This window comes from Streptomyces sp. NPDC002276 (assembly GCF_053891435.1).
On the sequence record NZ_JBSFCQ010000017.1, the window covers coordinates 236,758 to 249,745 of the forward strand.

General features: G+C 70.0%; 9 protein-coding genes and 1 pseudogene. 6 read left to right on the forward strand and 4 right to left on the reverse strand.

Annotated features, from left to right (window positions below; all coding sequences use genetic code 11):
• Positions 1-69 precede the first annotated feature (69 nt).
• Complete coding sequence (locus ACWIHT_RS35740; RefSeq protein ID WP_456172472.1) at positions 70-930, reverse strand: sugar phosphate isomerase/epimerase family protein; 861 nt, start codon at positions 928-930, stop codon at positions 70-72.
• A complete protein-coding gene (locus tag ACWIHT_RS35745; protein ID WP_456172473.1) occupies positions 927-1,835 on the reverse strand; it encodes an SCO3242 family prenyltransferase in 909 nt (302 codons plus the stop codon). Before ACWIHT_RS35745 ends, ACWIHT_RS35740 begins: the two co-directional genes overlap by 4 nt.
• Before the next feature lie 1,615 nt (positions 1,836-3,450).
• On the opposite strand from ACWIHT_RS35745, the gene ACWIHT_RS35750 reads away from it, so the two are divergent.
• The 4 genes from ACWIHT_RS35750 to ACWIHT_RS35765 all read left to right on the forward strand — a co-directional run bounded on the left by ACWIHT_RS35750 (position 3,451) and on the right by ACWIHT_RS35765 (position 8,359).
• Positions 3,451-4,176, forward strand: coding sequence for a DedA family protein (locus ACWIHT_RS35750; protein WP_456172474.1), 726 nt, complete (start codon positions 3,451-3,453; stop codon positions 4,174-4,176).
• A gap of 3 nt (positions 4,177-4,179) precedes the next feature.
• Positions 4,180-6,288 (forward strand): PEP/pyruvate-binding domain-containing protein, encoded by a 2,109-nt coding sequence (locus tag ACWIHT_RS35755; protein ID WP_456172475.1) that lies wholly within the window; start codon positions 4,180-4,182, stop codon positions 6,286-6,288.
• Positions 6,285-7,211, forward strand: a complete 927-nt coding sequence (locus ACWIHT_RS35760) for a hypothetical protein (RefSeq protein WP_456172476.1) — start codon at positions 6,285-6,287, stop codon at positions 7,209-7,211. Before ACWIHT_RS35755 ends, ACWIHT_RS35760 begins: the two co-directional genes overlap by 4 nt.
• A 323-nt stretch (positions 7,212-7,534) precedes the next feature.
• Positions 7,535-8,359 (forward strand): SDR family oxidoreductase, encoded by an 825-nt coding sequence (locus ACWIHT_RS35765; RefSeq protein WP_456172477.1) that lies wholly within the window; start codon positions 7,535-7,537, stop codon positions 8,357-8,359.
• Positions 8,360-8,707: 348 nt separating this feature from the next.
• On the opposite strand, the gene ACWIHT_RS35770 is transcribed toward ACWIHT_RS35765, so the two are convergent.
• Entirely contained in the window at positions 8,708-9,829 is a 1,122-nt protein-coding gene (locus ACWIHT_RS35770) for a glycosyltransferase 87 family protein (protein WP_456172478.1), read from the reverse strand.
• Between the two features lie 514 nt (positions 9,830-10,343).
• Between ACWIHT_RS35770 and ACWIHT_RS35775 the strand changes: the two genes are divergently transcribed.
• Together ACWIHT_RS35775 and ACWIHT_RS35780 are read left to right on the forward strand one after the other, a co-directional pair.
• Positions 10,344-10,565 carry a winged helix-turn-helix domain-containing protein gene (locus ACWIHT_RS35775; protein ID WP_456172479.1) on the forward strand — a complete coding sequence of 74 codons (222 nt, stop codon included), beginning with the start codon at positions 10,344-10,346 and terminating at the stop codon, positions 10,563-10,565.
• A pseudogene (locus ACWIHT_RS35780) lies at positions 10,562-12,108 on the forward strand (sensor histidine kinase). Before ACWIHT_RS35775 ends, ACWIHT_RS35780 begins: the two are co-directional and overlap by 4 nt.
• Positions 12,109-12,328: 220 nt before the next feature.
• Here ACWIHT_RS35780 and ACWIHT_RS35785 read toward each other — a convergent pair.
• Positions 12,329-12,688, reverse strand: a complete 360-nt coding sequence (locus ACWIHT_RS35785) for a transposase family protein (protein WP_456172480.1) — start codon at positions 12,686-12,688, stop codon at positions 12,329-12,331.
• Between the last annotated feature and the right edge of the window lie 300 nt (positions 12,689-12,988).

Here is a 12,988-nt window from a genome sequence, read left to right on the forward strand (position 1 = left end):
GTGTTCGATAATGGCTTTGTGGGAGTGATGAGTTGGCGGTACGCGACGAAGTGATGCAGTGCCGCGGCGTCAGATCGGCTCGGCGGCCTGCAGGAACTCCAGGGAGCGGCGGGCGACTTCGGGAGCGTTCATCGACGCACCCTGGATCTCCACCGAGACCGGCCCCCGGTAGCCCGAAGCCTTCAGGGCGGCCAGGACGGGCGGGAAGTCGATCTCGCCCGCGCCGAGTTCGAGGTGCTCGTGCACGCCGCGCCGCATGTCCTCGATCTGCACGTTCACCAGATACGGGGCCGCCAGACCGACGCAGTCCAGCAGGGGCAGGTCGTCGACGCAGTGGGCGTGACCGATGTCGAGGGTGATGCCGAACAGGTCGGGGTCGCCGAGCCGACGGCGCAGGTCCACGACGCGTGCCACGGTGTCGATGAACATGTACGGCTCGGGCTCGAACCCCAGGGCCACCCCGTGTTCTTGGGCGATGGGCAGGACTTCTTCACAGCCGGCGGCCAGCCGCTTCCAGGCCTCTTCCTCCGGCACGCCCTCCGGTGCTGGGCCGCTGCACAACTGGACGGCCGGGGCGCCGAGGTCGGCCGCGATACGCACGGCACGCGCCAGCAGGTCGACGCGCCGCCCGGCGCTCGTGGCCGACATGAGCGTGGGGACGTGCTTGTGCCACGGGTCCAGCAGGTACGGCGCCCCCGTCTCCACCATCACCGCCAGACCGAGCCGGTCCAACCGCCGTGCGAGACCGGTGACTTGCCGAGGGAGGTCGGTGGCGAACGGGTCGAGGTGACCGTGGTCGAGCGTGAGGCCGACCGAGTCGTATCCCAGGTCGGCGAGCACACTGAGTACGTCGTCGAGCCGGTGGCAGCCGAAGCCGTTGGTCCCGAAACCGTACCGGAGCCGCCCTGCGGAACCGGATATCGGGGTCACGTCGGTGACACCTTCCGGGCGAGCCTGCGCGCCAACGGATGCACCACCGCCAGGGTCCCGGCCAGGCCCGCGCCACCCGCGCCGGCGGTGAGCGCCGCCTGGAGGGGCAGCAGCGACATGATCCCGGTGCCGACGGCCTGCCGGACGTTCGCGGCCGACGGCTCCCGCGCGGCCCGCGCCTGCGCCGTGCCGTACGAGGCGAGATAGCCGAGCGCCCCGGCGGCAGCGCCGATCCGCGCCGCCCGGCCGCGCCGACGCAGACCGGGAAGTGCCGCGGCGGCCAAGGCTGTTGCCGTACTGCCGGCCAGGGTGGCGGCGGGTACGGTACGCGGGGCACCGGACACCTCGTGGCGGCTCAGCGCCGTGACGGTGTAGGTGTGCGCGCCGACCAGCAGGGCGGCTGGCACCGCGGCCCTTCGGCGGCCGGGCTCCGCTCCGGCCAGCACGTTCAGCGCCCGTGCGCCCGCCATCGCGGCGGCTCCGGCGGGCGTGGACTTCAGACGCAGGTCGTACGCCCACACCAGTCCGGTCAGGGGAAGCGACACGGCGAGCGCCTGCCGCCCGCCGGCCAGGGCGGCGATGCCTAGGCCGGCGGCCGTGAGCCCGCACGCGGTGGCGAGCGCGGTCCGGCGGGCAACTCGTCCCGAGGGTATGGGGCGTTCGGGGCGCTCCACCGCGTCGACCGTCGCGTCCGCGTAGTCGTTGAGCGCCATTCCGGCCCAGTAGAGAGCGACGGACGACGCCATCGTGGCGACAATATGGGGCCGGGGCGTATTACCGCCCGCGACAGCACCGGCAAGGATGTCACCGGGAACGCTGAGCGCCGCGGGCAGCCGGATCAGGTTCGCCAGATCAGCGAGACAAGGAGAATGGGGGGAATGAGGATAATCGTTCGGGCCGTGCATGATTGGACCCTACGTTACATATTTTAATCTTCAGATACCCTCCCACCCTCACAGGCGTGGAGAAATCGTGTGTATTGGATGTACGGAAGTCAACGGCTGATTCTTCCGCTCGCAAAAGGCCGAACCAAGACCGGCGCAAGCGGCGCCCCGGAGACCGGTATCCAGGCCCGCCACAGGGGAGCGATCCGCTCGGGAGAACCGACCCTCAGGATTTCCGGCGCATCTCGCCGGACCGGTGACAGGCAGGGTTCACCGGGTACGTCCGGCGAGGGGGGGCACGCCCAGGGGCGGGGTTACGCAACCCGCCGAATGCATGCGATCGCTGCGCTGGGCGCGACATGTGACGTCGAGCGCCGGGAGCCGACCGTCGGTGAGGTACGCGTTCACCGTGCGAGTACCGAAGGCAGGGGTAGTAGTCGAGTTCGGCGGGGGGCGAGGGGCGCGGCGGTGAAGCCGGGGCGGGGCTCCGTGGCGGACGGCTGCGGGGGCAGGAAGTGTAAGTCGGTGGCCTGACGCGCCGCAGCCGTCCGCCACGGCGGCCGGGTGGGCGGCCGGGTGGGCGGCCGCTGTTCCGTTCGTCGGCAGGCTCCGCTACGAGACAGCCGGGCAAAACGGAAGGTTGCTTGACTCAAGTAAGTCCAATATGGTTGTCTAACTCAAGCAAGTAAGCGTCCTTCGCGGGCGTCGTTCCTTTGTCCCTCGGAGTGCCTCTTATGTCGCACAGCATTACGGCAGGTAGCCGTGCAGGGCCGCACCGGCCGACCGACTCGGACTCGGCCCGACGCCCGGGACGTCTGGCGCTGGGATGTCGGCCATGATCGCCTCTGCGGCCTGCCTGCTGGTTGTCGTAGCCGCCGCAGGCCTCCTCGCCCTTTTGGTCGGCTGGTACGGGTGGGGTCACCAAGCCTCTGGCATGCCGGATTCTGTGCCCCCAGGGCGTCCTGGTGGGGGTGTGCAGGCCGGGCCCGCCGCGCGTGAATACGGCGACTCCGCAGTGAACTCGTGGCAGGTCCTTTCACGAGTTCCGGCTCCTGCCTGGGCAGGGCACACGTGCACGGCGAGGAGTTCCTCCTCGCGGCCGGACCTTCTCGCCCTCCGCCACCGTGGACGGCGACACCGCCCACACCACGTGTCCGCTTCGCACTCCTCCGCTGCCCGTGGCCGATCGCCGGCCTCCGCTCCGGGAAGCCACCCGTCTTCGCGCACACGCAAACACGACCGAAGCTGACATCGGGTGCCCCGTCCAGCGCGGGTGTACCCACGGCCTGGCAGGAGGCTGCCGTGCACCCGACCGAGCCCGGAACGGGCAGAACCTTCCCATGGCTCGCCCACGCTCGCCGCCCGGCGTGCGGCTGGGGCGCCGGCAGAACTCTTCGAGCCCCATCGGGCAATCCCGAACAGCGGCGGAAGCTGTGCGGGACGGTCGCCGGAGTAGCGACCGTGCTCTTCTTCCTGACCCTGCTCGGAGCCGGCATCGACGGATCAGGCGCTCCCGCCGCGGGACATTCGGCGGAGTCGTCGACCCCGTTGAGCTCATGGGCGCCGTTGGCCGCAGCGGGCGGACTGGTAGCGCGCGCTGCCTATCGCGCCGCGCTGTGGCGGGTGGGGTGACGGTATGGATATCGGCGCCCTGATCGAGGCAGCGGGATGGTGGGCGTACGTTGTGGTGTTCGCCGTGACGGTGGGGGAGACCAGCGCCTTCGTCGGTGTGCTTCTGCCGGGTGAGACCGCGATTCTTGTCGCCGCCGCCATGGCGGCGAGCGGTCACCTCGACGTTGCGGCCCTGGCGGTTGTTGTGGTCGTCGGCGGGATCGTCGGTGACAGCCTCGGTTACGCGCTGGGCCGCTGGTATGAACGCCGGCCCAGCGGCCGGCGACTGCTTGACCGGATCCGGCCCGGCAGCCGGGCGGCCCGCGCGCAGGAATTTCTGGTACGGCACGGCGGTACGGCGGTGTTCACCGGCCGCTTCATAGGTTTCGTACGGACCTTCCTGCCGTTCGCCGCCGGAGTGTCCGGCATGCCGTACCGGCGGTTCGTCCTGTACAGCAGTGTCGCGTCCGTGGTCTGGGGCATTGGCAACGTCCTGCTCGGCTACTTCGCCGGGGCCGCCGTCACCAATCTGCTGCACTCGATCGGACTCGTCGGCGCGGTGACGCTCGCCGCGCTGGTCCTGGTGCTCCTCGTCGCCACCTACTTCATCCGTCTCCTACGTGTACGCAAACGATCGTCGCGTCGCCCGGCTCCGTCCGAGGTGGTGGCCTCCGGCGGGCCGCGCGTCGGCGTCGAGCGGGAGCAGGTCCATGCGGCGGCCGCAACAACGCCACCAGTGCGGAAGGGGTAGATCATGGGATTTGAGTTGACGGGCCTGGCCGTCGTGTCGTTGGACACCGAACGCGCTAAGGATCCCGCTGTCACCGGTGGGAAGGCCGCGAATCTGGCGCGCTCGGCGGTCGCCGGGCTCCCTGTGTTGCCCGGATTCGTTCTGGTGTCCGCCGACCGGGCGCCCGGTGCGCCGGTCGGGGAGGAAGCAGTGCGCGCCGCCTGGCGGGGACTCGCCGAGGTGGACGACGCCGAGCGGGCGCTCGTCGTGCGGTCTTCCTCCGCCCACGAGGACACCGAGGAGTCCTCCATGGCGGGGCGTTTCGACTCGGTGCTGGACGTGCGTGGCTGGGACGACTTCATCGCCGCCGTACAGACGGTGCTCGACTCCGCTCATCGGGTCCAGGTCCTGCGTCCGTCCGCCGACGCGGCCCCGGACGAAGGGATGGCCGTGCTGGTGCAGCCCATGCTGCGCGCCGCCATCGGCGGTGTGATGTTCAGCGCGGACCCGGTGGCGGGCCGCCGTGACCGCATGCTCGTCAGTGCGGTACGCGGCGGCCCGGACCAACTGGTCGACGGCAGTACGCAAGGGGTGCGCTACCAACTGACGCGGTTCGCCCGGCTGGTGCGGACCGAACCGGCGGAACCCCCGGGCGCACGGTTGCTCACCCGTCGGCACATCACCCGGCTGGTCGCGCTGGCCAAGAAGACCGAGCGGGTCTTCGGCGGCCCGCAGGACATGGAGTTCGGCTTCGGCCCGGACAGCAGGCTGTGGCTGTTCCAGGCCCGGCCCGTCACCGCGATGACCGCACAACCCGGCCCCGAGGCCCGGCTGTTGGGGCCGGGCCCGGTCGCCGAGACCCTCCCCGGTGTGCTCCAGCCCCTTGAGGAGGACCTGTGGGTGACCCCGATGTCCCACGGACTCAGCCTCGCCCTCGATATCGCGGGAGCGGCTCCGCGCCGCGTCCTGCGCAAGGTGCCGCTGGTCACCACCGTGGACGGGCGGGCCGCCGCCGATCTGCGGCTGCTGGGCGCCGTACCGTCCGCCCACCCGGTCCTGGACTTCATCAATCCCGCGCCGAACGCACGGCGCGCGGGGGCGGCCTGGCGGACCGGGCGGCTGCGTGCGGCTCTGCCGCTGCTGGCCGTAGACCTGATGGCCGACGTGGACCGGTCGCTCGCCGACATCCCCGAGCCCGGACAACTTCTCATCGGTCAGATACTGGACGCCGTCTCCTGGGGCCGGGAGGTGCTGTCCTCGCTGCACGCCCAGGAATCCCTGGCCGGTGCCCTGCTCGGCCCCGGCTCGGGTGCCACCGCGGCCGGTGAGGCGCTCGCCACCCTCGCAGAGGGCCGTGGCCGGGACCTGTCCGACGACGAGTTGCTCGCCCAGTACCCGGTCCTGCTGGCGCTGCTCCCGCCCACCCTCGGCGTACGGCCCAAGCTGCCGGACCACACCGGCTGGACCGCGGTACCGCGCGGCGTGGGCGCGCTCCCGGTACGCGAGGGGCTGCGACTGCGCATCCGCTGGGTGCAGGAGATGCAGGCCCAGATGATGCGCGAACTGGCGGCCCGGTCCCAGGTCGGTGAGTGCGCGCCCGGGCTGTCCCGGCTGGTACTGCTGAGCTGGGCGGAACTGGCGCAGGCCACCGATGACGGGGCGCCCCCGCCGGATCTCGCCGAGCGGGAACCCCGAGCACGCGACGCCGGTCCGCTGCCCGCCGCGTTCCGGCTCGCCGACGGCGTCCCCGTCGCCGAACTCCCGCCGGGCCGAGGCGACTCGGGCGACGGCCAGGGCGCCGGTGGCGGCTTCGGTACCGGCATCGCCTGGGACGGCCGTGGCGAACGTCCCGAGCACGCGGTCCTGGTGGTCCGCTCCCTCGATCCGGCCCTGGCCCCGCTGCTGCCGGGCCTCGCCGGGCTCGTGGCCGAGACCGGCAGCGCGCTGTCCCATCTCGCCGTACTGGCACGCGAGTTCAAGGTCCCCACCGCAGTCGGGGTGCCCGGCGCGGTGGACCGTTTCCCGGACGGCATGCCTCTCACCGTGGACGGCGGCACCGGGGCGGTCACCGCAGGGGACCTCGACGACCCCGCGTGCCGCCCCACCGAGAACGGAGAGGAGTCCGCGGCATGAAGAGCGTCCGACTCGTCGGCTACACCTTCGGCGGGCTGTCCGCCGCCTACGCCGGCTACTACATGGTGCTGTACCTCACCCGCTGGGAGTGGCAGCGTGCCCTGATGTCCGGGGTCCTCCTCCTCGTCGTCGAGGTGTTCCTCGCGACCGTCGTCGTGCTGACGCGCTTCTCCCGGATGGAGGACCGCCTGGAACAGTCCGACGCCCGGGTGGAGGACGTGCGGCGGCGCCTGGAGCAGACCCGTACCCAGCATCCCGACCAGTTCCGCTGGGTCCGCTCGGTGGACACGCAGGAACTGGACGGCACCCAGCGCACGTTCGTGTTCGTGCCCGTCCTGATGGCGGCCGGAGCCGCGCTCTCGGGCATCGCGATGGTCATCCAGAAAGTCGCCGGCGCCACCGCCCGCCCGGGCGCGGAACGCCGGCTGGCCGGACGGCTGGCGGCCCTGAGCGCCCCGGAACTCGGTCCGCGGTCTGCCCGCAGTGCGCTGGAGGATCGTCCCGCGGTCGCCCCGACGCGTACAGGCCGGAAGGCGGTCGCCGTCACGGCTGCGGCAGGCGGTCTGCTCCTCACCCCTCTGCTGTGGTCGGCCCTGGCCGACGCGACCCAGACCCGCCCGGAGAAGACACCGGACGCCGCGGGGACGACTCTGGTCTTCCAGGTGGAGTTCAAGGGCGACGGCGGGGACGAAGCGGTCCAACTCGCGGCCCAGGACCTGTGGGAGACCTGCCGCCGCTCCACCGCCGCACTGAACGACAAGGCCACCTTGAGCAGCCTCGACGACGGCGTCTACAGCGCCGTGATCAGACCGGCTCTGCCCTCGCACGACCTGATGCGGCTGCGCGGATGCATCGAGGACGCGAGCACCAACCGCGCTGCCGCGACCGTCCTCGGCGAGGGACACGCAAACACCCGGCGTTGAACTCGGGCACCGACCGGTCGGCAGCGGGCACGATCCGACGACGCCGTAACTCCGGCAGCCACCCTGCCGCCCCATGCCTGGTCCGCTCTTTCGACTGCGGCTGACCGCCAGGACCCCGGCGGACGATGGTCATGATGCCTGAGGGAAAGCGGGCTCCGGGTGATCACCCTGTCCGCTTGATCAAGCGGTACGTTTGGAGCGCGAAGTGCAGGTGATACGGGGCCGGCCTCAGCAGGCGGTACGGCAGGTGGCCCACCCCGATATCCTTGATCGCGGGAGACCTTGTCCCACGGCGCGTTTCTCGACCGAGTGAGGAGTTGCGCATGACCACGGTAGGGGTCGTCACCGGTGTCGGTCAGGGGACGGGTGAGGCATGCGCGCGACACCTCGCCGACGTGGTCGACGTGTTGTTGCTCGCCGACCGGAACGAGACGGCGGCGGCTGTAGTCGCCAAGGCCCTGGCCGGCTCCGGGAAGCGAGCCGTCGCCGAAGCCGTCGGAGTGGATGTCACCGACCGTGACAGTCTCTCCCGGTTGGCTGAACAGGTCCGGGAGTTCGGCACGCTGCGGGCCGTTGCGCATGCTGAGAGCGCGGCGCCGGAGGACGCCGACTGGCGCGGGATCATCGAGGTCGACCTTGTCGGGACCGCACTGCTTGCCGAGGCGCTTCGTCCCCTGGCCACGGCGGGCACGGCCTTCGTGTACTGCGCCTCGGTGTCTCCGCTGATCGCTCACGTCGAACCCGATCCGGTGGCCGCAGCCGTCCTGGAGAACCCGGCGCAGGAGGGATTCCTCGACCGCATCCGCGAAGCGGTCGGCCCTGCCATCGAGGATCCCGCGTGGGCATACCCATGGGCCATGTACGGAGTGCAGCGCCTGACACGCGCCGAGGCAGTGCGGCTCGGGCCGCTGGGCGCACGCGTTTGTTCCGTCTCGCCCGGCGCGATCGACTCTCCGCAGACCCGGCTGGAGGTGGCGCGACATGAGTCGGTACGACAGTTCATCCAGGCCACGCCTCTGGGGCGTACCGGTCGCTACGAGGAGGTTGCCGCGGTCGTCGCGTTCCTGTTGTCGGACGGGGCGAGCTTCGTGACAGGTGTCGACATCAGCGTTGACGGTGGCCTGTGCGCCTCCGCGCAGGCCGATTGAGACGGTCGTACCCGACGCGGGCCGATCATTGGGGCGTCGGTCACCTGATGGAACACGGAGGCCAATGTCCCGTGCCGCAGCGACGCTGCCCGTGGGAACTCTGTTCAGTACTGTGACGTGGACGGATGATGTCGGTCTGTGCACGGCCAGCCCGCGCGAGCGCATTTGGTTGCTTTCGGGAGAATTTCGGGCATGTGGGGCGGTCTGCGGAACCGTGGGTTTCATCGGCGTTCGGGACAGTTCCAGGCGAAATTCGGTGCCGCCTGAAAACCGTGGTGCCAGGCCTGGAATTCCGGGGTTCGGAGGTGGCCGAATACGGAGCGACCGCTCGGTGTTGTTCCCGTCAGCTCACCGTACGAGAGCGTGTTCTGCCTTCTCAGGGTTGGCAACACGTGTCGCGTACCCGTGGCGGAACCATCCGACGAGAACGAACGGGTAGACGAGGTATCCGAATCGGGTCGCGGGCATCAGACACATGGCCAGGCCCAGCCCGAGCGCCAGCCGGTCAGCGGCGGCGGTCGCGGTGCGCGGTGGCCGTACGAACAAGGAGACCGTCAACGCGACGGCGCTCACCGTCAGTGCCACGACCGCGATGACGCGTCCACCGGGTACGTAGGTGGCCAGCAGGTAACCGGGCAGCGGGCTGGCCGCCGGGGATCCGGTTCCCGCGGCGCCGAGCGGGAAGAGCACCACGTGCTCGACGAAGGCGTGTGGGTCGGACAGGACGAACGGAATCACGGCGACGGCCACGACGAGGAGCGCCGTGGCGGCAGCCCGCAGTGTGGCCCGGCGGCCCGCTGTTGCAGCGACCAGCGTGAGTCCCACCGCGAGCAGGGGCCAGGCGGTCCATTTCAGAGCTGCTGCTGCTCCCAGCGCCAACCCGGCTGCCGTGCCGGACCCGCCCCGGCCGGCCAGTGTCAGTCCCAGGCAGGTCAGGCCGATCACGGGTAGGTCGATTCCGCCCACTGCCAGCGGCAGAGCCACCGCAGGAAAGCTGACCAGCAACAGCACGGCGTTTCTACGCGAGGCCTGGTCGAGGTCTCCCGGTGTTGCCCTGGGCGCGTTCGCGGTGAGATGCGCGGCCGAGGCCATGGTTACGAGGAACACCGCGGCGAACCAGAGTCGGACGTCAGCGACCGGAGTGCCCCCGATCAGGGCATGTGGCAGTCCGAACAGGGCCATCCCTGGCAGATACGGGTTGAAGTCGTTGACGCCTGTCGGGTGCGACATATAGGGAGTGCCGGAGTCCAACAGCAACATGGCGGAGTGTTCGACGACGCTGACCTCCGATTGAGCCACGCCCAAGACCATCAGCACTGCCAGGGGGAGCAGTACGGCCCCCACGACCGCGGCGAGTGCACTGCCACGATGCCAGGGGCTTGGAGCCCGCCGGGCGAGCACGGCGGCACCCGCATATCCCGCCGCCGCGCAGACGCCCCACACCAAGTGCGTGGTGAGCGTCGTGACCATTGCCAATATGAGCGCGAAACCCATGCACAGCAGCCAGTACAGGCTCTCCCAACGTGCCCCAGAGCGCCGAAACCGCGCGGTTTCCCTCGGCAGGTGTGTTTGCGGAATGTCACCAGAGACCCGAGGTGGTGCGGCGACGCAGGGTTCAGCAGTCGCGGTCGGGCTCGCTGGGGCCAAGGTCGTTGAGGGCACCCGCTGTGGCATGACGAACTCCTACGCGGAGGGAAGAGGAAGAAGGGAGGCTCAGCTCCAATCTCCCGTCACACCAGGCGGGGCCACCTCAGCCGAAGGGCCAGTATCCGCAGGATTCAATGGTGTCGGTCTCAGCCGAACGGCCGACTCAGTCGGTCACTGCGCTGGCTCTGTCGGTCTCGACACGGCTGGGGAACCAGCTTCTCGCCGACTCCGTGGGCTTGTGTCCGAAGACGGCCGTAAGAACGGCAGCGGGTGATGTCGCCGGTACTTCGGCGTGAATCTCCAGCATGGAGGACGGTGCTGCGGATGCTGAGTGAAAGTGTTCGACCTGCTCCGGTTCTTCATGGACCACCCGCACCAGGTGCTCAGCAAGACGCGGATCCTCGAACACGTCTGGAACACCTCCTTCGACGGCGAAGGAAACCTGGTCGAGGTATACATCCACGGCCTTCGCTCGAAGATCGACAAGGGGCGAGCGCCGATGATCCGCACCGTGCGCGGCATGGGTCACTCGCTCAGGACTTCGGACGACAGAGCATGAGAAGTCGCCCACGTCGCGATGACGTCCGGTCCCGCGCCGGTCTGGGAAGACGGTCGTTACGGTTCCGCCTGGTGCTGTTCGTCTGTGTGACCCTGACCGTCGTCTGCGGGGCCATGGCGCTCAGCACGGTTGTCGTCCAGCGGGTCTATCTGTACGAAGATCTGGACTGGCGCGTCACGGACGCCGCCGAGCGAAGCCAGGGCGGCTTGCAGCGTCGGGCGGGCGGTGCGACGGACTGGGCTTCCTCAACGAGCGGGGACAGCCTACGGGTACGCTCGCGGCCCGGTTCGCCGGCGGGCGGATCTGCGCCGCCGAAACGGTGACCGAGACGGGGCATCAGCGAACGCTCACTCCTGCACAGCGTGCGGCCCTGGGCGGGATCGTCCCGGACGGATCACTGCACACCCGTAGTGTCCCCGGCCTTGGTACCTACCGTGTGACCGCCATCGGCGGGGACGGCGTACCCGTTCTGGCCGGGCTCCCGATGGTCGGCATTCAGCGGGTGCTCGACCGCCTGGTCATCGTAGAAACCGTCATCGCCTCCGTCGGTCTGATGGCCGCAGCCACTGCCACCACGGTGGTCATCCGACGCCAGCTGAGCCCTTTGGGCCGGGGCACCGCCACCGCCGTCGAGGTCGCCCAAGTGCCGCTGGACCGCGGTGAGGTGGCCGGGCTCACCCGTGTCCCGACGGCAGACATCGATCCCGGTACCGAGGCCGGCCAGGTCGGCGTGGTACTCAACCGCCTCATCGACCACGTCGAGTCCTCACTCGGCGAACGCCGGCGCACCGAGGAACGCATGCGGCGTTTCCTCGCCGACGCCAGCCACGAACTACGCACGCCGCTCGCCTCGATCGCCGGATACGCCGAGCTCATGAACCACGGGGACCAGCACATCCCCCCGGAACTCGCCTGGCGACGAGTCACCGCCCAGTCGGCGCGCATGACGGGAGTGGTCGAGGACCTGCTGCTCCTGGCCCGTCTCGATGAGGGGCGGCCACTGCAGTCGGCTGAGGTGAACCTCGCGACCCTGGTCGCCGAGGCCGTGTGGGACGCACGGGCAGCCGGCGCCGACCACGATTGGCGGCTCGCGCTGCGCCTCGCGGACGGCCACGCGTTGGTCATCGGCGACCAAGCCCGGCTCCACCAGGTGGTGGCCAACCTCCTGGCCAACGCCCGCCTGCACACGCCCACGGGCACGGAGATCACCGTCAGCGTGGAAGCCACTGAGCGGGAATGCGTGCTCCGCGTCCGCGACAACGGCCCCGGCATCCCGTCCGGCCTCCTCTCCTCAGTGTTCGAACGGTTCACCCGGGCCGACGCCTCCCACTCCCGCGCGCCTGGCTCAGACGGCGGTTCGGGGCTGGGCCTGGCCATCACAGCGGCAGTCGCGGAAGCTCACGGCGGCCGAGTCCACGTGGAGAGCGAGCCGGGACGTACGGAGTTCACGGTGGTGCTTCCGCGCGCCGACGCCGCTCCCGGGGACGAGGTGCAGGCGCTGCGGTCTCCCCGCTCTCTGAGCCCTGCTGGAGATCTGGGTTGATGCCGGTGCTGAACCTCACCAGGTGGCCCCGGTGAACAGGGTCGTCGGGCGGCTTTCGTGGCGGCCGGATCTCGCAGGTCCTTGGACGCGGTGCTCCGGGCGGCGACCTCCGCGCAAGGTGTTCAGCGGGGGCGGCTGGTGGCCACTGGGCTTGAAGACGGAGCAGTTCGCGAAGTCGGTGGCGATAGTGAGACAGACCCGCCGGGGACATCGGCCAGCCTCAGTTCCGTGCACCCGCCCGGCCCGCGAGCGCCAGGCCGATCTGTCCCAACAACCCGCTCAGCCGCACAGTGCAACGGCCGTACGGGCTGGTCAGGCCCGGTAACTGTTGGGCGAACGTGCTGTGTCCACAGTCCGCTTTGCCACAGACGAAGCGGCGCACGGTCAGTTCGATCTCCACTCGCCGCCCACTCAGAGGCACGTCCCGCAGCCGACGCAGATACCGCTCATGCACCCGCGCCGAGTGATGGCCGCAGCCCGGACAGACCTCCTCCACGCCCTGGCCACGAGCCCGGCTCACCGCAACCCCGGTGCTCAGGGTCACGGAAGTGACCGCCATCCCAAACCCCGCGAAGATCATCTTCGCCCATTCCGCCCGCAGTCGTCCATGCCCGGCACGTCGGCCACCACACCGGAATTCAGCCCGGTTCACGTCGACTTGAGGGAGCGTCAAATACGGGCGCCTGTCGTGAGGCGCACGACGGCACACTGCGTGCAATCGAACAGCCACATCACCCGCCGTGACCGCTCCCCGTGTTCTGTGACAGACCCCGCTGACGCTCGCCCTAAGGGCTTGCAGGGAATCAAGGTGTTGCTTCCTGTCCTGAAGCTCGTTGGTGTGGCATGCGCATCCCGGATGAGACTCGTGACCAACTCGCTG